The 21,742-nt window shown below is 53.3% G+C and carries 18 protein-coding genes; 9 read left to right on the plus strand and 9 right to left on the minus strand.

Going from position 1 to position 21,742, the window contains the following annotated elements; genetic code table 11:
• Positions 1–888 carry a sulfite exporter TauE/SafE family protein gene (locus TLL_RS08265; RefSeq protein WP_011057467.1) on the plus strand — a complete coding sequence of 296 codons (888 nt, stop codon included), beginning with the start codon at positions 1–3 and terminating at the stop codon, positions 886–888.
• Here TLL_RS08265 and rbfA read toward each other — a convergent pair.
• Positions 885–1,265, minus strand: a complete 381-nt coding sequence (gene rbfA, locus TLL_RS08270; protein WP_011057468.1) for a 30S ribosome-binding factor RbfA — start codon at positions 1,263–1,265, stop codon at positions 885–887. The genes TLL_RS08265 and rbfA overlap by 4 nt on opposite strands.
• A 534-nt stretch (positions 1,266–1,799) precedes the next feature.
• Between rbfA and psbD the strand changes: the two genes are divergently transcribed.
• Both psbD and psbC read left to right on the plus strand, forming a co-directional pair.
• Positions 1,800–2,858: a photosystem II D2 protein (photosystem q(a) protein) gene (gene psbD, locus TLL_RS08275; protein ID WP_011056308.1), complete on the plus strand. Its 1,059-nt coding sequence runs from the start codon at positions 1,800–1,802 to the stop codon at positions 2,856–2,858.
• Positions 2,842–4,227, plus strand: a complete 1,386-nt coding sequence (psbC, locus tag TLL_RS08280; protein WP_024124637.1) for a photosystem II reaction center protein CP43 — start codon at positions 2,842–2,844, stop codon at positions 4,225–4,227. The genes psbD and psbC overlap by 17 nt, the downstream gene beginning before the upstream one ends.
• A gap of 76 nt (positions 4,228–4,303) precedes the next feature.
• Here the strand turns inward: psbC and TLL_RS08285 are convergent, their stop codons facing one another.
• Genes TLL_RS08285 through TLL_RS08300 form a run of 4 tightly spaced genes read right to left on the minus strand, consistent with a single transcriptional unit; the run spans position 4,304 to position 9,722 of the window.
• A complete protein-coding gene (locus TLL_RS08285; protein WP_011057470.1) occupies positions 4,304–5,494 on the minus strand; it encodes a lipid-A-disaccharide synthase-related protein in 1,191 nt (396 codons plus the stop codon).
• Positions 5,491–6,918, minus strand: coding sequence for a protein adenylyltransferase SelO (locus tag TLL_RS08290; protein ID WP_011057471.1), 1,428 nt, complete (start codon positions 6,916–6,918; stop codon positions 5,491–5,493). Before TLL_RS08290 ends, TLL_RS08285 begins: the two co-directional genes overlap by 4 nt.
• A 34-nt stretch (positions 6,919–6,952) precedes the next feature.
• A complete protein-coding gene (locus TLL_RS08295; protein WP_231833755.1) occupies positions 6,953–8,695 on the minus strand; it encodes a M48 family metalloprotease in 1,743 nt (580 codons plus the stop codon).
• Between the two features lie 34 nt (positions 8,696–8,729).
• Positions 8,730–9,722 (minus strand): IS481-like element ISTel1 family transposase, encoded by a 993-nt coding sequence (locus TLL_RS08300; RefSeq protein WP_165442180.1) that lies wholly within the window; start codon positions 9,720–9,722, stop codon positions 8,730–8,732.
• Between the two features lie 95 nt (positions 9,723–9,817).
• Between TLL_RS08300 and TLL_RS08305 the strand changes: the two genes are divergently transcribed.
• Together TLL_RS08305 and TLL_RS08310 are read left to right on the plus strand one after the other, a co-directional pair.
• Entirely contained in the window at positions 9,818–10,510 is a 693-nt protein-coding gene (locus TLL_RS08305; RefSeq protein WP_011057473.1) for a 3'(2'),5'-bisphosphate nucleotidase CysQ family protein, read from the plus strand.
• Positions 10,511–10,563: 53 nt separating this feature from the next.
• Positions 10,564–12,132, plus strand: a complete 1,569-nt coding sequence (locus tag TLL_RS08310) for a S1 family peptidase (protein WP_164920908.1) — start codon at positions 10,564–10,566, stop codon at positions 12,130–12,132.
• Here the strand turns inward: TLL_RS08310 and TLL_RS08315 are convergent.
• The gene (locus TLL_RS08315) at positions 12,129–13,454 is read right to left on the minus strand and encodes a hypothetical protein (RefSeq protein WP_011057475.1); all 1,326 of its coding nucleotides are present in this window, start codon (positions 13,452–13,454) and stop codon (positions 12,129–12,131) included. The genes TLL_RS08310 and TLL_RS08315 overlap by 4 nt on opposite strands.
• Before the next feature lie 74 nt (positions 13,455–13,528).
• Entirely contained in the window at positions 13,529–14,287 is a 759-nt protein-coding gene (gene gloB, locus TLL_RS08320; protein ID WP_011057476.1) for a hydroxyacylglutathione hydrolase, read from the minus strand.
• A 778-nt stretch (positions 14,288–15,065) separates the two neighbouring features.
• Between gloB and TLL_RS08325 the strand changes: the two genes are divergently transcribed.
• Positions 15,066–15,455, plus strand: coding sequence for a PD-(D/E)XK nuclease superfamily protein (locus tag TLL_RS08325; RefSeq protein ID WP_164920909.1), 390 nt, complete (start codon positions 15,066–15,068; stop codon positions 15,453–15,455).
• 1 nt (position 15,456) lies between these two features.
• Positions 15,457–16,371 carry a DNA adenine methylase gene (locus TLL_RS08330; RefSeq protein WP_011057477.1) on the plus strand — a complete coding sequence of 305 codons (915 nt, stop codon included), beginning with the start codon at positions 15,457–15,459 and terminating at the stop codon, positions 16,369–16,371.
• Positions 16,372–16,786: 415 nt separating this feature from the next.
• Here TLL_RS08330 and nth read toward each other — a convergent pair whose 3' ends face one another.
• Both nth and rseP read right to left on the minus strand, forming a co-directional pair.
• Positions 16,787–17,455, minus strand: a complete 669-nt coding sequence (gene nth, locus TLL_RS08335; protein WP_011057478.1) for an endonuclease III — start codon at positions 17,453–17,455, stop codon at positions 16,787–16,789.
• Positions 17,456–17,463: 8 nt separating this feature from the next.
• Positions 17,464–18,570 carry an RIP metalloprotease RseP gene (gene rseP / locus TLL_RS08340; protein ID WP_011057479.1) on the minus strand — a complete coding sequence of 369 codons (1,107 nt, stop codon included), beginning with the start codon at positions 18,568–18,570 and terminating at the stop codon, positions 17,464–17,466.
• Positions 18,571–18,806: 236 nt separating this feature from the next.
• On the opposite strand from rseP, the gene accD reads away from it, so the two are divergent.
• Entirely contained in the window at positions 18,807–19,736 is a 930-nt protein-coding gene (gene accD, locus TLL_RS08345; RefSeq protein ID WP_011057480.1) for an acetyl-CoA carboxylase, carboxyltransferase subunit beta, read from the plus strand.
• A gap of 102 nt (positions 19,737–19,838) precedes the next feature.
• Positions 19,839–21,692 carry a serine/threonine phosphatase gene (locus TLL_RS08350; protein WP_011057481.1) on the plus strand — a complete coding sequence of 618 codons (1,854 nt, stop codon included), beginning with the start codon at positions 19,839–19,841 and terminating at the stop codon, positions 21,690–21,692.
• Positions 21,693–21,742 lie beyond the last annotated feature (50 nt).

Consider the following 21,742-nt stretch of genomic DNA (forward strand, 5'->3'; position numbering starts at 1 on the left):
ATGCTGAGCTACTGGATAGGGCATGGTCTGGCGATCGCCATCGGCTTGAGTCTGGGTCTATTGGGGGGCGGTGGTTCTGTCCTTGCCCTGCCAGTATTGGTCTATGTCATGGGCATTGAAACCAAAGTCGCGATCCCAATGACGCTTGTGATTGTCGGCAGCGTCAGTTTATTGGCGGTGATCCCCCAGTGGCGGCGCGGCTACGTCAACCTGCGTCTAGCTCTGATTTTTGGCTCGGCAACCATGGTGGGTGCCTACCTGGGAGCACGCCTGGCAGCCTTGCCTTGGATTACCGATACAGTGCAACTTCTACTCTTTGCCATTGCCATGCTGGTAGCGGCTATCTTAATGATTCGGCGGCAACAGCGTCCCCCTGCCCCTGAACTAACCCCGCCGGAAAGTTCCCTTGAAAGCCAGCTTTATGCCCCCCCAATATGTAAGTACTGTTGGCTGTGGCTCCCCACTGAAGGTCTAGGTGTCGGTGTTTTAACGGGGTTGGTGGGGGTTGGTGGGGGGTTTGCCATTGTGCCCGCCCTTGTTTTATTGGGAAAAATTCCGATGCGGCAGGCGATCGGTACCTCACTGCTGATTATCACTATTAATTCAGTGGCTGCGGTTTGGGGCTATCTGGGCACGGTTACCCTAGATGCGCGCCTCACCCTGACGCTAACCTTAGCAGCCGCTGGTGGGTCTGTTGTCGGGAGTTATCTCAGCCATCGCCTTTCTGCCAAGCGACTTCAGCAGGGCTTTGGCTACTTCTTAATTGGCATTGCGGCCTTCGTGATCCTGAAAACCCTACTGGCACCCCCCCAGCGCAGCAAAAGTCCCTCCCTGCTGCCGAGGCACTACCTTAGTGCATCCATTCCCACAAGAGCAAGCCGCACTTAAGACTCTAGGACTTCTGAGGTACTTTGCTGTTGCCCAATTTGATTGAGCAGCGCAAGAACGCGACTGCCCCGTTCCAGCGATCGATCCTCAATAAACACAACCTCAGGTGTCCGCCGCAGGCGAATGCGCTGCCCCAATTCCCGCCGCACAAAGCCCGAAGCGGCCTTCAATCCCGCCATCGTTGAGCGCCGTACTTCCTCAGTGCTGTAGATACTGACGAAAATCTTGGCGTGCTGCAAATCACCGGAAACTTCCACATCGGTGACACTGACCATGCCCGCCCCCACGCGCTCGTCGCGGATTTCATACATTAACAACTGGCTGACTTCCCGTTTGATTAATTCTGCTACCCGTGCCACCCGTCGTTCGGTTGCCATGGCGGGCCTCCTTTTCTCGCTTGTTGGCAAAGACTATCCTGCACCTCTCCTATCTTATCAAGATAGCTATTCCTCTGTTTCTGGCTGGGAGGCGATCGCTCAAGACCTCTGTCGCAGTAACCGCCGCCAGTAGTGTTACAATGCTTAACATTTCTTGCTGGCGTTTTGTTCAGGCTGAAGCCTCAATTTACTGCTGTCTTGCTCAGTTGTGCCCCTTGCTCAAAAATGAGAAACCTGAGAAGCTAGGCAACAATCACCTTGATATTTCGTAAGAATTCCGCTATCACGTTAATATAGTTCTCCCGCAGCAAATGCTGATGGGAAGCTTAACCTACCCTTGGTGAGTGCCAACAGCAACTAGGTAAAACCACCTACTAGCCCAAGCCTTAGCAAGGGAAGGGTTTCTTATTTATGAAGCCAAATTAACAGGATGCTGGAGCGATCGCTCCTGAGTTTTTAAGGAGCTGATAACGCCCTACCAGCAACTGTAAGGTTCTAAATCTGGCATCTATATCTGCAAGAGGATTTAATTCCATGACGATCGCGATTGGACGAGCGCCAGCGGAACGGGGATGGTTTGACATCCTCGACGACTGGCTCAAACGGGACAGATTTGTCTTTGTCGGCTGGTCAGGCATCCTGCTTTTCCCCTGCGCCTACCTGGCGCTGGGGGGCTGGCTGACCGGTACCACCTTTGTGACCTCCTGGTACACCCACGGCCTGGCCTCCAGCTACCTAGAAGGGTGCAACTTCCTCACCGTTGCCGTTTCCACCCCCGCCAACAGCATGGGGCACTCCCTGCTCCTCCTGTGGGGACCTGAAGCCCAAGGGGACTTTACCCGCTGGTGCCAACTGGGTGGTCTGTGGACCTTTATCGCCCTCCACGGCGCCTTCGGTCTCATTGGGTTCATGCTGCGGCAGTTTGAAATTGCCCGCTTGGTGGGCGTCCGTCCCTACAACGCCATTGCCTTCAGCGCCCCCATTGCCGTCTTTGTCAGCGTCTTCTTGATCTATCCCTTGGGGCAATCCAGCTGGTTCTTTGCCCCCAGCTTTGGCGTCGCCGCCATCTTCCGTTTCCTGCTCTTTTTCCAAGGGTTCCACAACTGGACCTTGAACCCCTTCCACATGATGGGGGTAGCCGGTGTGCTAGGGGGTGCCCTGTTGTGTGCCATCCACGGCGCCACGGTGGAAAATACCCTCTTCCAAGATGGAGAAGGGGCGAGCACCTTCCGTGCCTTCAATCCCACCCAAGCGGAAGAGACCTACTCGATGGTGACGGCGAACCGTTTTTGGAGCCAAATTTTTGGGATTGCCTTCTCGAACAAGCGCTGGTTGCACTTTTTCATGTTGTTTGTGCCGGTGACGGGGCTGTGGATGAGTGCGATTGGCGTGGTGGGTCTAGCGTTGAACCTGCGGTCCTATGACTTCATTTCGCAGGAGATTCGGGCTGCGGAAGACCCTGAATTTGAGACGTTCTACACGAAGAACCTGCTGTTGAACGAGGGTATCCGCGCTTGGATGGCGCCCCAAGACCAACCCCATGAAAACTTTGTCTTCCCAGAAGAGGTACTCCCCCGTGGTAACGCTCTCTAGTAACTCCATTTTTGCCACCAATCGCGACCAAGAATCCTCCGGTTTCGCGTGGTGGGCCGGTAATGCTCGTCTGATTAATCTCTCCGGCAAACTCTTGGGTGCCCACGTCGCCCACGCTGGCCTCATCGTTTTCTGGGCCGGTGCCATGACCCTGTTCGAGTTGGCTCACTTTATTCCCGAGAAGCCAATGTACGAGCAAGGGCTCATTCTCATTCCCCACATTGCCACCCTTGGTTGGGGTGTTGGTCCCGGTGGTGAAGTCGTGGACACCTTCCCCTTCTTTGTGGTTGGGGTGGTGCACCTAATTTCCTCCGCCGTCCTTGGCTTTGGTGGGGTTTACCATGCAATTCGTGGCCCGGAAACCCTTGAGGAATACTCCTCTTTCTTTGGCTACGACTGGAAAGATAAAAACAAAATGACGACGATCCTCGGTTTCCACCTGATCGTCCTCGGTATTGGTGCTTTACTTTTGGTGGCCAAAGCAATGTTCTTTGGTGGCCTCTACGACACTTGGGCACCCGGTGGCGGCGATGTCCGCGTCATTACCAACCCCACCCTTGACCCAAGGGTAATTTTTGGCTATCTGCTGAAGTCTCCCTTTGGTGGTGAGGGCTGGATCGTTAGCGTCAACAACCTTGAGGACGTTGTCGGTGGTCACATTTGGATCGGCCTGATCTGCATTGCCGGTGGTATCTGGCACATTCTGACGACCCCCTTTGGTTGGGCACGCCGTGCCTTCATCTGGTCTGGGGAAGCCTATCTTTCCTACAGCTTGGGCGCCCTGTCCATGATGGGCTTCATTGCCACCTGCTTTGTCTGGTTCAACAACACGGTCTATCCCAGTGAATTCTATGGTCCTACGGGTCCAGAGGCTTCTCAGGCTCAGGCCATGACCTTCTTGATCCGCGACCAAAAACTGGGTGCCAATGTCGGTTCTGCTCAAGGTCCTACCGGCCTTGGTAAATACCTGATGCGCTCTCCCACAGGTGAAATCATCTTTGGTGGTGAAACAATGCGCTTCTGGGATTTCCGTGGTCCTTGGTTGGAGCCGTTGCGCGGCCCCAATGGTCTTGACCTCAACAAGATCAAAAATGATATTCAGCCTTGGCAAGAGCGACGTGCGGCTGAGTACATGACCCATGCACCTCTGGGTTCCTTGAACTCCGTGGGGGGTGTGGCCACCGAAATTAACTCGGTGAACTTTGTCTCACCCCGCTCTTGGCTGGCTACGTCCCACTTTGTCTTGGCTTTCTTCTTCCTAGTGGGTCACCTGTGGCATGCTGGTCGTGCCCGTGCAGCGGCAGCGGGTTTTGAGAAGGGAATTGACCGCGAGTCTGAACCTGTCCTCTCGATGCCCAGCCTTGATTAGGGTTACTGAGTCAACTTAACTCAACTCTGTACTTCTTGGCTCCCATCGACGGATGGGAGTCTTTTTTTAGCAGGACTCAATTGCTAAGTATTTTTAACAGTTCCTCAGCAATGCGATCGCTCGCTCCTGGATGCCCCATGCGCTCAACGCCGTTAGCGGCAATTCGAGCCAGTAACTCCGCATCTTGCCAAATCCTCCAGAGGGTAGGCAGGGCTTCCAGGGGATCATCCAGCAAAAAAATCGACTCCCCCAGTAGGCGTTTTTGACGGCGGGCAAAATGGCGGGTAAATTGAGGGCCTTCACCAGCGAATGTAACGACTGGTTTCCCAAGGCCAACACACTGCTCGGTTGCGGTTCCGGCGAGGGCAATGCCCCCTGCTGCCCAGTGCAAAAATTCACGAAAGTGGTGTGAACTTAAGATCAGTTGTTGCTGACCCAACTGCCATGCGCTAGTCTGGGGTAATGGACTGGCTATGGGTTGCCAACCCTCAAGACGCTGCTCAAGAATCTCTAAGTTAAGGCCGGGACTCACAGCGGCCAGAAATATCAGGGGCTGATCCTGATAGGGCGTTAGTGCCTGTAGGATCCGCTGCCAATTGCGGTAGGCTTCGGGGGCACGAGACCCCGGCAGCAGCACAATAGTTTTGGTGCTCAAGGGCGATCGCTCAGGGGGGGGCATCACTAAGTCCATCATTGGATTGCCACAGTAGTGAACCGTGTAACCCAATTGCTGCAGCCCCTTGGCAGTTAACCTATCGCGGACAAAAATGCCTCGACAGCGGGGCGATCGCCACAACCACCGTTCCCAGGGAAGATAGTCACTGCCTGCCCAACCCCTCCCCCAACCATAGGGGCGCCCCGTCCTATCGTAAAGGTAATAGTCAGACTTGGCAGTGCCAATAAAACTGTAGGTGCTGCCACTGCTATAGGCCAGCAACAATGGCACAATATCCCCCACCGCCAAAAGATGCCCTCCCGACTGCTGCCAAGCTTGGATGGTGCGAATCTGCGATCCTAAAAGTCCCAGCAAACCAGCCTTCAGATCCCGCCATAAATGCCGCAAATCCATGTAGATAAACCCACCGGAGGGCAGGACTTTTCCTGGGTGCAACAGCGGAATACCGAGCCGAGTATAGGCAGACCCTAAGCCCACCAAGGGCAAGGCCATTAGATCGATATCTGGGCAACGCTGTTTCAGGGCTTGTAAAGTGACACTGGCGATCGCGTCCTCACCGTGACCATTACTGAGGCAAAGGAGTCGCTTCATACCTGCATTAGTTCAAGAGTTGCCCTAAATCGCGACCAATCATCCTCCTGATCAATGGCTTGCCAAATCTGTTCGATGTGGGGACGAGTGACGATGACAAGGGGGTTGGCTGCCCGTAGGGTCTGGGGAATGGCTACCCGCTGGGGAGGAGTTGCCTGCTGCAATCGCTCAAAGTAGCATCTTTTCCAAGCCTCTAGCAATTTCTGATCTGCTGGTGTCAGGGTTGGGCTTCCCGAAAAGAGATGACCCACATCGGCAGCCCACTCTGGGGAAAATTCCTGCCGCAAGCTGATAAAGAATTGAGGATAACTGATGAGGCTGCGACTGAGGAAAGCTTGGGTCTCCACTACGAGGGAACGGCCAAGCTCTAGGGGAAGATCTGCCCAGCCAAGGCGTTTGAGCATCAGTTTCAAGTAAGTGGTTTGACAGCGATCGCCAAAGGTTTTCAGGGCCGCTGCCATTTCCTCAAGGGGAATGACCCAAGACAACGGAATTTGCAGTTTCTCCAGATTCCAAGCACAAATTGCCGGTTGATTGCCATAGGCATATCGGCCATAGTAGTCAAAGGAGGCCGCCGTAAATCCTAAATCATACCGTTCCAAAAAAGCATAGGGACCATAGTCAAAACTCTCACCCGTGATGGCCATATTATCGGTGTTCAAAACACCATGGCAAAATCCCGCCACCAACCACTGTGCCGCCAGATCCGCTGTGCGTGCCACCAGTTCACGATAGAAGGCACAATTTCGTTCCTTGGGGTCTGGGATCTCTAGTAAATGGGGATAGTAGTAGGCAATGACGTGGTCGAGCAACCGTTGAATCAAGTCCGGTCGCCGCAGATAGTGGAGCCGCTCAAAGGTACCAAAGCGAATATGGGAGCGGCCAAGGCGCACCAAGACACTCGATCTCGTTGGCGATGGCTCATCCCCTCGCCACAGGGATTCCCCCGTTTCCACTAAACTGAGACTGCGAAAGGTGCGCACCCCCAAACGATGCAGCAGTTCACTGGCCAAAACTTCGCGGACACCCCCTTTTAATGTCAGGCGACCATCTCCCCCTCGCGAATAGGGGGTGGTGCCAGAACCCTTTGTGCCAAGGTCATACAGTTGACCATCCACACCGCGGAACTGGCCATAGAGAAACCCGCGACCATCTCCTAAGTGGGGGTTATATTCCCCAAACTGATAGCCGTGGTAACGCATCGCCAAAAAGGGTTCTCGCCCCTGAAACTGGCCGAAGGCTGCAATAAAATCGGCATCTGTGACTTCAGCAGGATCTAAGCCCATCAAGGGTAAGAGAGCATCATTGCGAAAACGCAGAATATGCTGCGGAAATGTTGCTGCCTGTACCTTGTCCCAGTACTGTTCCCCTAGGGAGAGAAACGCGGGTTCGTACTCAAGGGCTTGAAAACGGTGTCCAGACATTCAAAACATATTCAAAACTTCAGGGCGGACTGAGCTATTGGGGTGTCTTGGCAGTTTCCCGTTTGGATTTTGGGGCATTGGGGGGATCCACAAGGGTACGCAAGTGTGCTTGAATGCGTTGATGCCGTTCGAGCCCCTCAAAGGCAAAGGGGGTGTACCCGCGATCGCGCATCAAGCCACGGATATAGCGAATGCGTTCATTAGTCGGCGGGTGCGTGGAAAACCACGGTAGCGGTGGCTCCTGATTGCGGTATTCCTTTTTGAGGGTGTGCATTAGGTTAAGTAGGCCATCTGCCGCATAGCCTGCCCTTGCGAGAATCTGCGTGCCCAAAATATCCGCCTCTCGCTCCATTTCTCGACTATAACTAGTCACGACAATCCCTGTCACATAGCCACCAGCGGGTAATAACCGCGTCAAGTTGGCAGTGGCCGTGCCTTGGGTCATCAAGCGAAAACCGTGGGAGAGGACTGTGTGGGCAATTTCGTGGGCCAGTAATCCTGCAAGTTCCGCTTCGGTACTAGCTTTGAGAATTGCACCAGAGTTGACAAAGATCTTGCCGCCGGGAAGGGCAAAGGCGTTGAGATCATTATCTTTTATCACAAAAAATTCATACGCAAATTCATTGCGACCGGCCACTTTGGCGAGGCGCTGCCCGACTTCATTGACATAGGTCTGGACTGCCGCATCCTCAAGGAGCTTGACTTGGCGGCTAATGTTCCGCGCTGCTGAGCGGCCTAGGGCAGACTCCCCTTGCATCATTAAGGTCATCATTTGAATCGAGTCCAAAGACAGCAGGGGATTGCCCGTGAGGGCGACACCGACTAGGCCGGTGAGGGCACCCACAACCATGCCTTCGCGCAATTGTCCTTGAAGACGGCGCCGGAACCGTTGCATGCGCTCTGCGGCCAGTTGCTCAAATTCCGGTGTGGCAGGATGATCAGGATTGAGGAGGGCAAACCGCTGGGCGGCAAGGGCCGCTTCCAGCCACTGCTGCTGGCGATCGTAGAGTGTGATCAAACCACGTTGAATGTCCGGCTGATCTGGGTAGAGACTGGCGGCCTTCTCTAGATGGGCACAGGCCTCTTTGAGGGAACCCTGCTGAGCTAGAAACTCGCCAAACCGCACTTGAGCGGGAATAAACTCTGGAAATTGCTCCACCAAGAGCTGGAGCGGCACCGCTTGGGCAGTGTAAAGTTGGGAGCCAGACTGAACTTCTCGCCAATAGACTTGGGCCGCCGGGGGCAGCTGACTAATTTCCAGTACAGCGGGAGGTATGACATGGGGTGGTGGGACATTCAGGTCAGCTTTGGCCTTCTGATAGTAGGTTCGGGCGGTGGTCAGGTCGCCTAATTGCCAGTAGCGATCGCCCTCCCGTAGAAGTGCTAAACGCGCCTCCTGTACTGCTTGCTCTGCTGCTAATTGCGGTGTTGTTGGGACCCCTGGAGAATTGTCAGTCGTTGGCGGTGAAGGTTCCACAGGAGGAGCTGGCGAATCACCCTTGACCTCAATGGTGGTCGGTAGGGAAGCGGGAGCTTCTCTAGGGGGATCAACTGCTGCGGTGGGCTGGGGTGGCAGCGGCAATAGATCAATAGCAGAGCCTTCAGATTGTGGCAGGCGAGCTTGGGCAAGGGAGTCTACTTCAGTGAGGGCAATTAACTCCTCTTGTGCTAGACCAGTTGGAGGTAGGAACATCTCCGCTGCTCTGACGGGTTGAAGACCCACCCCTAAAAGAAAAGCCATACCCAGCGGCCAGTAGCGTAACCCGTCTTTCACCATCACACCGTCCTCGAGCCACCTGATTGTTTATAGTTTAATTGTCAAGACCCGTGACATTATCTACCCTTGAAACGAAGAGGTCTGGTCGCTCAGTTTGCCACCATCGCAGTTTCTCAATGGGAGTCATGTGGCCCAAAACGCGTTGGGGAATGCGGTGATTGTACGCCCAAAGGTATCGCGTGAGCGTCTCTTGCAAGTCGGCTGCCGAGACAAAGCGTTCAGCGCGCAGAATCTCCGCAATGCGGCCGTTGAAGCGTTCCACCATCCCGTTGGTTTGCGGATGGCGGGGTTGGATGAGCCGATGGGTGATGCGCTTTTCACGACAGAGCTGATCAAACGGATGGTGTCCCGTGGGTTGGCGTTCGCCTGCGGAGGAGAAACGGTCGGTAAACTCCTTGCCGTTATCAGTCAGCACCGTACGCACCACGAAAGGAGCGTTGGCAAGGACATTTGCAAGAAAGCGCGTTGCCGATTCTGCGCTCTTCTCCTCGTGGATTGCCAAATAGACCCAGCGCGTTGCCCGATCAATCGCGACAAAGAGGTAGCGGCGCTGCTCCTCATCCGGCATTTGTGGCAGGTATTTGACGTCGATGTGGATGAACCCAGGTGCGTACGCTTTGAACTGCCGCGTGGTGCTTTTGGGACTGCCTTCGAGGCTTTCGCGTTCCTTTTGCAGTATCCTGAGGTTCGAGACTCCGTGGCGACGCAGGCAGCGATCCAGCGCTGAGCGGCTCAGATTGGGGTTGAGGAACGTCCGGGCAAGAACGAGAAGGTCATCAAGAGGCAGCAAAAGGAGCTTACGCACCTCAACGATCACAAGCTCTTGCGCTTCCGTAAGCGTCGTTTGCAGGCGGTGCGGGCGGGTGCTTTTGTCTTCAACGGTTGCGCGCTTACGCCATTTCGCTACCGTGTGCCGGTGGATCCCGTAACGTCTGGCAAGCTCGCGATGACTGATCGAAGCCGGTGCTTGTTGGATTTCACGGCGAATTCGGGGTGTCGTTCGGGCGTTGGCATGAATACGTGGCATGGTGATACTCCATCGTTGAACGCTTTCCGACCTTGGAACAAGCACTCAAGGAGCCGGTACGCTTCGAAGAGTTTAGCACGACTTCTGGGAATATAATGATGCGGGACCTGACAATTAGCGAAGAAAATGCCGACTCCCCAGCAGTTTTTCAGGAACCGAAAAATCGCTACTGGCTGATTGATCCCCTTGATGGTACCGATGATCTGATTCACCATCGCCAAGGCTATGCCCTAATGGTGGGTTTACTGGAGCACTACAGTCCAGTGGCGGGCTGGATCTATGCCCCCAATCTGGACCATCTTTACTACGGCGGTAAAGACTGGGGACTCTTTCAAATGAGCAGCGGTGGTCCACCTGTTCCCCTATTACCCGTTTGTCCACCTTCCCCTAGTGCAGACCATTGCCCGATGATGATTGGCTATCGCGACTACCGTACCTACGGCGATGCAATTCATCGGGTGTTGCCCCAAGTGGAATTTCGCTTTCTGGGCAGTTTTGGCCTCAAGGTGATCGAAGTCATTTTAGGACGGGCAGGACTCTACCTCTACTTAAATCAACGGGTTAAGCTCTGGGATACCACAGGCCCCTTGGCTTTGGCAACAGCGGCAGGCTTGGTGTGCACTGACTTGCAGGGAAATCCCTTGCGTTTTGATGCCACCGGTTTACAGGAACACACCCTGGCCCATCAGCAACCCATTCTCATTGGCTGGCCAGAGTATATCGCTGCGTTGCGATCGCCCTTGGTGGAGGCAATCACGGCGGTTCAACTGTCCTTTGGCTCTGCCTAGAATTCCTTAGAAATAGGCTATCGTGGGGCTAGAGTCTGCTTGGAGGTATCCCAATGGGGCGCTGGCACAGGTGGTTATTGGTGGGAATGGCGATCGCCACCTTCCCCATTGCTCAGCCTTTTCCAAGTCAAGCAGTCAGCGTTACAGAAGTTGCCCGCATCGCCAAAGAGATCACCGTGCTGATTGAAGGTGCCAACAGCCATGGCTCAGGCATCCTATTGCAGCGTCATGGCAATACCTACGTCATCCTCACCGCTTACCATGTGATTGAAAAGGGCGGCCAGTACACTGTGAAAACGGTTGATGGCCAGCGCTATGCCGTGCGACCCAGCTCAATTCGTCGCTTGCCCAGTGTTGATCTAGCCACGCTAGAAATTGAAAGCAACCGTGATTACACCCTTGCCACACTGGGAAACTCTGGGGAAGCCGTGGAGGGTATGCCTGTTTTTGTCGCTGGTTTTCCTGCGCAGGAGGCCTCGGTTCTGGGTGGCATTTATCAATTTACAGAGGGGCGACTGACGGCCAATGCCTCACGTCCGATTCAAGATGGTTATGCCCTCGTCTACAGTAACCCCACGCTGCCAGGGATGAGTGGGGGGCCTGTCCTCGATGAAAATGGCCGTTTAATTGGGATTCATGGCAGTGCCGATATAGCTTCTACCCTTGTCCAGGAAGGTAGTGGCGCTAGTACCGTCTTTGTTAAACGCGGCTTTAATCTCGGCATTCCCATTCATACCTACCTGGGTTTGGCAACACCGTCGCGGCAAACCACGGTTCTACCGGCTCTGGCCTCCATGAAGGCGGCAGACTATTTCCTTGCCGCTGAGGTGGCTTTCCGGCGCAAAAATTTTGCCGCCGCCATTGAAAACTACAGCCAAGCGATCGCCCGCAATCCCAACTACAGTGAAGCCTATCTGGGACGGGCCGTAGCGCAAATTTTTGCCCTTGTGCCGAACCAAGACTTTGATCAGCTCGGTGAAGAACTGGGTACCAAGTACTTGAGCCGTCTCACCCAGGGCAACCCGCTCCTCAAGGATGCCTTTCCTCCCAACCCACCCACCCCTTTGCTGGAGACATTTATGCGCACTATGGCTGAACGACCGGGCACAATTCAGCCGGACATTGCCAAGGCGATCGCCCTCAATCCTCAGTACACCGAAGCCTATGGCGTGAGTAGCTTTTTGAATTTGCTCCTCGGCAACTTTGGCAATGCAATTGCAGAGAGTGAACGCGCCCTTGCCCTCAGGCCCAACAACAGTGATCTGCAAATGATTCACTCTTTGGCGCTGTTTCTCAGTGGAGATTTTCGCCGTAGTATCGCCGTATTTGACCGCCTCATTACCGCCAATCCCCAGAATACTGACTATCATTTGCTGCGGGGAGTGGCCGCTTTTATGATGGGGGACTATGCCCTCAGTCGCCCCAGTTGGACGGCCTTGACCCAGCTGACCCCGCGAAATCCAATGCCCTTTGCTCTGCGGGGGGTGACATATCTTTTAGAAGAGAATTTCAAGGCCAGCCTACCTGATCTGCGGCAAGCCGCTGAACTCTACCGCCAGCAGGGGGATATGCAATCCTACAACCAAATGATGCAGGCAATTCGCCAAATCGAGAGCCGTTAGAACTGCCACCAGCGCTGCCACTGCTGCAAGAGCCAACGCCCCAAGCGCATCAGGTGTTCCTCTATCCACAGAAACAGGCGATCGCACCACAGCAGTAGCCGTTCAAACCAGTGGAGTTCATAGCCAATGAGGGCAGCATCCACATCAAGAATCAACTGCTCTGGATTCGGATGGATACGGGTGGCCGCAGTTTCCGATGGCGCTGAATGAGCTACTGGCGCCGAGGTGCTCCCTAAACTGAGCAGGGTGTCCACGGGAGAAAAGACTGGCAAAGCATCCGTAGCTGCCAATAGGGGCGAATTCACAGCTGCTACCGCAGGGGGTTGGAATCCTCCTAACCAGTAGGAGAGTTGACTCAGCCAGTCTTGGAAGGGCAGCTTGAAGGGATGAAGATGGCGTTCAATCCAAGCTAGCGCCTGCGCCTGTTGGGCAGGGCTGAGGGTGTACAGGATAGTGTTATCGGTGCCAATGAGCACCATCTGTTGCGTTTCTAAGAGGGTAGCAATCCCCTGTACCTGCACTTGGGAAAGCGTTTTTTTGCAACCAGAGGGGAGATGCGATCGCAACCAGCGGACAGCAGCGGCCAAGGGGGACGCCGAGGGTAGGACTAAATCCCCTGCATGGGTACCTGTGAACTGAAGTTGCCCCAGAAAGGTTGCCACTAAACAGGACGGTGGGTTAGGGCCTGCTTTTAGCGATCGCTCCCACCAACCCCAGAGCCAGTGATGTCGTCGCCGATACCACTGCCGAACATGCTGATAGTACACTGCCAAGGCATAGGCAATGTGTTCCTCAATTTGCTGCTGTTCTGTGGGGGTGAAGCGTTTCAAGGGGCGGGCAGCCTCATCCACAAGCAATAGGGATTTTGCGGCGCGATCGCAGGCCAGGTAAAAAGGTGGCCGCTGTGCCAAGGGCGCGTCCGCTGCGGGTAATGTCTTCGACGGGGATTGAAACCAGCGTTGCCAAGGGGCGATCCAGCGCTGCCACCAAGTTAATGGACGAGCAATCGGGGCAATCGCCACTAGCCAAGATTGATCCTCTCCTGCTGTGGGGGAGAGAGCAGCCATTACAGTTAACAGGGCTTCATCGGCAGGGGGTGCCGCTGTGGGTTTCGGCAGGAGGCGTTGACCCATTTGGGAGACCGTACCCAGCAGTTGCAGAACTCGCCGCTGCCAAAATTGTGCCAGAATTGAGCCGATGACCTGAAGTGTGCCACTGAGGGTGCTTTCAACCTGCCATTGTTGGCGCTGCCACCGTTGCTGCCAACGTTGCCATTGCTGTCGCCAAAAGGTGAAGAAGCGACTCTGATAGGAAACTGCCATAGCGGCTTTGTCGGTAGAGAAATCTAAAACTAGATTACCGTTCTGGTAGGGTAAATGATTACTGCATGACCACGTCAATACTGATCCCGTTTACCCCGCAACCGTGTAAAAGTCTGTAGAGGTGTGGTTGCCCCCACCGCTATCTGAATGCTCCTGACTTCGCAGCGCAAAAAGGGATTTGTTGCCTTTTCAAGGCCAATCGTACTGGGAATCGTGGCTTTCCCTTGGGCGCGATCGCGACAAACTTGGGCGTAGCGCTCTTGCAGGGTAGGGTTATCCGCTTCGACGGTGAGGGCAAAGCTAAGGTTCTTTTGGGTATATTCGTGGGCACACCAGACCCGCGTCTCCTCCGGTAGCTGCCGCAGTTGATTCAATGAGTCTAACATTTGGGCCGGGCTTCCCTCAAAAAGACGCCCACAGCCGCCGCCAAAGAGGGTATCACCGCAAAATAGATCGCCCGTTGTCGGCGCATAGTAGGCAATGTGACCGCGGGTATGGCCGGGAACAAAGAGGACATCAAAATAAGTTTGGCCAAAGGGAACGCGATCGCCCGCCTTCAGGAAGACGGTTTGCTCTGGAATGCGGCCTTGATCTTCGCTGCTGCCGTAGACTGCAATATCGGGGAAGCGCGATCGCAGGGCACAATTGGCACCCACATGATCCCAGTGGTGGTGGGTATTGAAAATTGCCCTTAGGGTGGCTCCTAATTCCGCTAATTTGGCAAGGACAGGCTCTGGCTCTGCCGGATCTACTACTGCCGCTGTCCCCGTTTGCGGATCATGGAGCAAAAAAATGTAGTTATCCGTAAGGGCATTGAGGCGATAAATCATCATGGCTGTTGTTCCTGCATCCAGCGTCGCCAATTGTTGCGTCCCTCTAACTTATCCGTTTTGGCCCCTGCCAAGAGGCAATAAAGACACTCCTTGGACACCCATAGAAATCAATGGAGAGGGATCGATTCCATCCCACAACTGGAATATTTGCCATCCCCCACCATTGTACCGCCATAACTCTGGTACCCCCAAGGCTGCCTACAGTCGGTTTTTATCAATTCAATATCACCGTGGGTCATGTTACCGCAATGCCCAAATCGGGGCCTGGTTCAATACTCAGATCCATCCTGCGGCCAGCCACCCATGGTTGATGGTGGATCTAACAGTACTGTCTGGCTCTGCGATCGCCACCGCAGTCCCTTTCCACAATTAGAATGCGCCACAATAGGCCAATCAGCTCACCGGCAAACTCTTGGGAGGGGTTTCAAGGGTGCTAAACTGTTTGCCGGTGGTTGCGGTCAGAGTTGTCGTTGGGCTAGATCACAAAGATTTTATTTTATCTAATTATCTGAGTGCGATGTGAAAGAGGCTGTAGGTGGGTATCGTGAAGGCCGTTCATACAGCCGGCTTCTCCTAATAGAGGGGCTTTGGGAAGCTTGAGCCGGATACTGGGAAACTGGAACGTCCAGTTCTTAGGGGGCTAGGGGTCAGTAATGCCCCCTGCTACCCGACAATCAGGTGTTAGGTGGCGCTTTCTCCTAATTGATGATCGATGCTGACTGACATAGGACATTTGAGTGAGAAAATAAAGGGGAAATCTTTCGGTTAGGAGTATCACATGCCAGGAAAAGGAACCGCTCCGAAAAGCGGCGATGAATTGAAACAACGAGTTGTTGCTCTTGCTCAACGTCTTGGATTACGAGTACAAACTGAGGTGAGAGCAGCGAGAAGGTTGTGGGGACAACAACGATACATTGATGTAGTCATCACCGATGACAAGAGTGGCAAACGGTTGGGTGTTGAGTGCAAATTCCAAGCTACGCCTGGTACGGCGGAAGAAAAAGTTCCCGCTACCATTCAAGACATAGCCCATTGGCCTATCCCAGGCATAGTAGTTATTGATGGCGAAGGTTTTTCTACTAATATGCGGGGTTATTTGATGTCCACTGGCAAAGTGGTCTGGTTTGACGAACTGGAAGACTGGTTGCGCCTCTATTTTGGACTGTAAAATGGGCGACTTATCTGTTCCACGACCTTTTTTGAAATGGGCTGGCGGTAAGACTCAACTGGCAGATGCACTGTTAGAACACAAGCCGGTTTACTTCAATACGTATCACGAGCCATTCGTAGGAAGTGGAGCAATCTTCTTTCGTCTCTATAGGGAAAATCAGGTTCGGCGCGCAATACTATCAGACATCAATGCTGAACTCATAGACACTTATCTGGCGATTCGTGATCGTGTTGCAGAAGTGATCGTTCTTTTATCAGAATTTCCACACAGCGAAGATTTCTACTACGAAATTCGCGCAAAAGATCCCTGGAAATTGAGCCTGTCTGAACGAGCAGCAAGGATGATTTATCTGAATAAAACAGGCTACAATGGTTTATATCGAGTCAATCGGCAGGGAAAGTTTAATGTGCCGTTTGGACGGTATAAAGCACCGAAATATCTAGACAAAGACAATCTTCTAGCAGTGTCACACGCCTTGCGAAACGTTGAAATCCTCTGCGCGCCATTTGATACCGTGACAGAGAGAGCCAAACCAGGCGATTGGGTGTATTTTGATCCACCTTATGTTCCAATTTCGCAAACCTCGAACTTTACATCCTATTATGCCGATGGCTTTGGGTTACAAGACCAGGAACGCTTGCGGGATATTTGTATTACATTAAGCCAAAATAATGTTTACATCACGGTTTCCAATTCCGATACTGCTATTGTGCGCTCTCTGTATAAGTTTCCCCATTTCGCTATTGATGAAGTTCTAGCTAATCGTACCATTAATTGCAATGGGGCAAGGCGTGGCAAGATTACAGAATTGGTGATCACAAATTATCCTGTCAATCAAGCAGTCCAATTGCATTTAACGCAATCACGGCTACTTTCTGGAGCAGTCAAGGAGATACTCAAGAACGGAGGTTAATTGCAACGCGAAAGCTAGCCAGATGATTGTCCCACCGGTACAACCTACTGGGATGGAACCAGCTGTTCCCCCAACTGTAGCCTAGGGAGGCATGCGTGGTTGGCAACGACCAGGTATGAACCCCTCCCGACAATGTAGCCCGAACCGCAAGGTTAAAGCTGAATCCGTCAGGAGGAAGCAACTTCACCAGTGTCAGGTGATAGGGAGCTAGGCTTAAGGGTATACCCACTGGTGCGGTCACCAGCCTTACATGCAAGGTAGAGAGGCTGTAGATGAGTATCGTAAAGGCTGTTCATACAGCCGGCTTCTCCTAATAGAGGGGCTTTGGGAAGCTTGAGCCGGATACTGGGAAACTGGAACGTCCAGTTCTTAGGGGGCTAGGGGTCAGTAATGCCCACTGCTACCCGACAACTCCCTATGGCTTTGGTATTAGCTTCCTGCCCGTAGCACACAAATCAATCAGCTCACAGCTTTCGCACTGGGGTTGACGGGCTTGGCACACTGCACGGCCATGGTAAATCAAGCGAATTGACCAGTTTTCCCAATCGGGCTGGGGGATCAGGCGCATTAAGTCCCGCTCAATTTTTACGGGATCGGTTTCTTGGGTAAGCCCCAGCCGCCGACTCAAGCGCTTGACATGGGTATCCACAGTGACGCCGCCTAAAATGCCATAACCGTGGGCAAGAACCACATTGGCCGTTTTGCGAGCGACTCCCGGTAGGGAAAGCAAATCTTCCATTACCTTGGGCACTTGACCCCCATAGACCTCGACAATGCGGCGACAGGCGCCTTGAATATGGCGAGCTTTGTTGCGATAGAAACCAGTGGACTTGATGTATTGTTCCAACTCTGCCAGGTCGGCTGCCGCAAAGTCTTCGGCATCGCGATAGCGGGCAAACAGCGCCGGCGTAACTTGATTTACCCGCTCATCGGTGCACTGGGCAGAGAGAATGGTGGCCACCAGCAATTGCAGCGGATTTTCAAAGTTAAGGCTACAGGTAGCATGGGGATAGAGGCGCTTGAGGCGGGTGAGAATTTCCAATGCCCGTTGTTGCTTGGCGCAGAGGCGACGGGTAATAGCCATAGGTGGACTTAAAAGAGTTGCTGCACCCAACCCAAGCCCGTGAGGTTCACGGTGTCGCGAACAATCAGGAACATTCCCAATCCGAGGAGGAGAACCAGCCCTGTTTGCATCACGCCCTCTTGGATGCGATTAGGTAAGGGACGACCCTGCAGCGCTTCTACCACCAAGAACAGCAGTTGACCACCATCAAGGGCTGGAAAGGGCAGAATGTTGATAATCGCAAGGTTAACACTGATCAAAGCGGTAAAGGTAAAGAGCTGTTCAGCATTTGAACGGGCAATATCTGCGCCCATTGCAACGATCGCCACTGGCCCAGAGACTTGTTGAGCCGCTTGATCAAAATGCTGGAAAAGTTCCCGAAAGCCATCTAGGGTTAGGACAATCACCCGCTGAAACTCCGCCGCTGCTGCCGTGACTAATTTAATTGGGTTGAAGGTGTGTTCACGGTGAATGTCCGCATGGGGCGCCAGTTGAACGCCAATCCGCGCTTGACCCTCCTCACTGACCTCTGGGGTGACGGTAATCTCTTGGATGTGCCCTTGACGTTGAATCGTCAGTGTCAGAGGTTGCTGCGGATGTTGCTGAATAGCTCGCATTAGGTTTGGCAAGCTATTGGCATCGGCACCCAAGGGTTGGCCATCCACCGCTAAAACCAAGTCCCCCGGCTGAATGCCCGCTTGGGTGGCCACAAGGCTACTTTCAGGAACAAGGGCAGGAATGAGCACCCCCTCGTGGTACGTGGGTTGACTAATGCCCATGACCCCCACCTGCACCAGCAGTAGCAAATAGGCAAAGACCAAATTGGCAATCACCCCAGCGCTAATGACAATGGCGCGATCCAAAATTGGACGGTTGCTTAGGAGATTGGGATCGTTGGCGGGAACGCCGCTATTGGGGTCATCGTCTGGAAAACCCACATAGCCCCCCAAAGGAATCAGGCGCAGGGCGTACTCAGTCTCTTTGCCCTGAAATTTCCAGAGGATAGGGCCAAAACCAATGGAAAAGCGGTTGACATGAATGCCTTGGCTGCGGGCAGCGATGAAGTGCCCCCACTCATGGACAAAAATCAAGATTCCCAAGATGGCGATCGCCACCACGACTGCAACCATGGACATAAGATTCAACCCAGTGCTACGCTGCAAACTGCTAACTTCCTCTTATTGTGACACCGAACTTCCCCTTGGATCGGTGATCTCTCCCCAGACCCCTGCATCATTTCTCAAATCTGGGCGATATATTGCAAAAATGCAACAAAGTGGGATGATAAGTAATTATTCTTAGTGGATGCGCTTTGGAGAGACCCATACAAACGCGCTATTTGAGACCTCAACGTTAAAGGGAATTTTCTAGAATGTCTTTATTTGATTGGTTTGCAAATCGCCGTAAAGAAACCGCCTTGACACCCATGCAGCCAGAGCGGGAGATCGCCGATGGCCTCTGGACAAAGTGCGAAGCCTGTGGCGTCATGATCTACAGCAAGGATCTACATAGCCATCAACTGGTATGTCCAGAGTGTGGCCATCACCATCGCGTCAGCAGCAGTGAGCGGATCCAACAGCTGATTGATCCCCACACATGGCGACCCCTAGATGAAAATTTGGTCAGTTGTGACCCCCTGCAATTTAAGGATCGCAAGCCCTATAGCGATCGCCTGCGGGAATATCAAGAGAAAACAGGACTTAAGGATGCCGTACAAACTGGGCTGGGCCAACTCGAAGGTCTGCCGGTTGCCTTGGGGGTGATGGACTTTGCCTTCATGGGCGGTAGTATGGGCAGCGTCGTTGGTGAAAAAATCACCCGCCTAATTGAGCGAGCTACTTGGGAGCATATTCCCTTAGTGATTGTCTGTGCTTCTGGCGGTGCTCGCATGCAGGAAGGGATGCTCAGCTTGATGCAAATGGCCAAAACTGCTGCTGCCCTTGAGCGTCATCGCAGTGCTGGTCTGCTCTATATTCCCATCTTGACCCATCCCACTGCTGGGGGCGTGACCGCTAGCTTTGCTATGTTGGGGGATATTATTATTGCCGAGCCAAAAGCAACGATCGCCTTTGCCGGGCGGCGGGTCATTGAGCAAACGCTGCGGGAAAAACTCCCCGATGACTTCCAAACTGCCGAATTTGTCCAAAAGTGTGGCTTTGTTGATGTGATTGTGCCGCGCACTCAACTGAAGTCAACCTTGGCCCGATTAATCCGTTTGCATCAACCCGTGCCAAGTCGGATGTCCTCAGCCTTGTTGCCAAAATCATTCCCTTTGATGGCAATGGCTGAAGAATCCTCATAAAAAACAGCAGCAAGACGTAGAAAAGGTCTGTCCCAGGGCGATGATTATACAATAGGGGATACCCGATCGTCGCTGTCCTGTCTTTGCTGGCTCAGTGCTCTAATGCCTACCGCTCAAACTGATCAAAACCTCAAACTTTGGTGGGGCGTCCTCTATCCTGCCTATCCTGACCATCCCATTTTGGCTGCCCCCAACCACACCTCTGAGGGAACTGTGTTTGAGCAGGACACCAATCCTCCCAATGCTGCCGCCTTTTTTGACCCACAGCACCGCTACCAACGCTGGGATTACCGCTACGCCTGTGACTTGCCTCAATTGGTGCAGGATCTCCAGCCTGAGGAGCCGACGCTCTTAGAAAACCTTCGGGAAACGGCTCAGGACTGGGCACAGGGACTCAATATTCTTGACCCTACGGTGGTCATTCCCCATTTGCAAGCGCAATACCCTGACCTCAGCGCGGTGGCGATCGCCTACCTTGCCCTACACCTTGTTTACCCCGAAACCATTCCAGCCATTCACGATGCGTGGCTAGATACTGTTTCCACAAGCAACTTACCAGTCAATTATTGCCATGGCATTATTCTCGACTACAATCACACTGCGCGCCCTTTGCAAGATGTTTGGCAAGATGACAACATTGCCGATGAGCAGATCTTCCAGTACCTAGAGGACATGATTGACCTCTGGAAAACTTTAGAACCGTGGCATTGCCATTATTCCTTGCTGACAGTCAGAAACTTAGCCGTCAAACCAGACGCTCAATTGTGGCTGCATCAACTGGACTTCACTTTGCCCTTAGGGGAAACTTTTGAGCGACCCACGCCGCCCCCTAGCCTCGTTAGCGTCTGGCAAGAGTTATTTGCCCATGCCTCTAGTCGCCGCCAAGCTGTTTTCATGCCCCTGTTGGTCTCCTTGAGTACGGCTCCTCTGGAGAAAATCTCAGACATTCAGATGTTGCTTGACTCCCTTGCCTCCACCTTGCGCAGTGAACCCCTGTCTGAGGAGGAAACAGGCGAAAGTACAGGCGATCTAACTGATGAACTGCCAGACATCAGCCTCTCACCAGAATCAGCAGAAGAGGACCACACCGCTATTGAGGATGCACCAACTGCCCTCCTACCACGACAACTGGTTCAAGTGGACGTTGCTGCTCACACTGATACTGGGCGCGATCGCCACCACAACGAGGATTTCTATCTCATCAATCATCGGCAGCAGGTGCGCATAACCCCCAACGGTCAACAACTAGAGGTTCAAGGGGTTTATGTGCTTTGTGATGGCATGGGCGGCCACGCCGAAGGAGAAGTCGCTAGCTCCTTAGCCACTAAAACCGTTCATGAATACTTCGAGCAGACTTGGCCGTGGCAGGGAGAACTGCCCAGTGCTGAGGAGGTACGCAACGCCATTTACCGCGCCAACGAGGTCATTTTTGCCACCAATGATCAAAAAGCAAAAACGGGCAGTGGTCGCATGGGTACAACACTTGTCATGGCCCTGCTTCATAATTACCATCTTCGCCTTGCTCATGTCGGCGACAGTCGCATCTACCGCTTCACCAAACGCCAAGGACTGCAACAACTCACCACAGATCATGAAGTCGGTCAACGTCTGATTCAACAGGGACTTGAACCGCAAATTGCCTATGGCCGCCCCGACGCCTACCAACTCACCCAAGCCCTTGGACCCCGCAACAATGAGGCGATTCACCCAGAAGTCACAGACCTAGAGATTGAAGAAGACACCCTTATTTTACTTTGCTCCGATGGTCTATCCGATAATCGTTGCCTTGAAACCCATATTATTAGCCACTTATTCCCAATGCTCGACTTTAGCATTCCCCTCAGTCAGTCGCTCCATAAACTGATTGATGTGGGAAACCAAGTCAATGGCCACGATAACTTGACGGCGATCGCGATCCGCTTCAAATTACGCTCCGTTCTCAGCGCTTTGTTTTAACTCTTAAGTCAACAGAAAGAAGTCACTTTGTTAAGTAGCACACCCCTTTG

The sequence above is a fragment of the Thermosynechococcus vestitus BP-1 genome (assembly GCF_000011345.1).
Classification (GTDB): domain Bacteria; phylum Cyanobacteriota; class Cyanobacteriia; order Thermosynechococcales; family Thermosynechococcaceae; genus Thermosynechococcus; species Thermosynechococcus vestitus.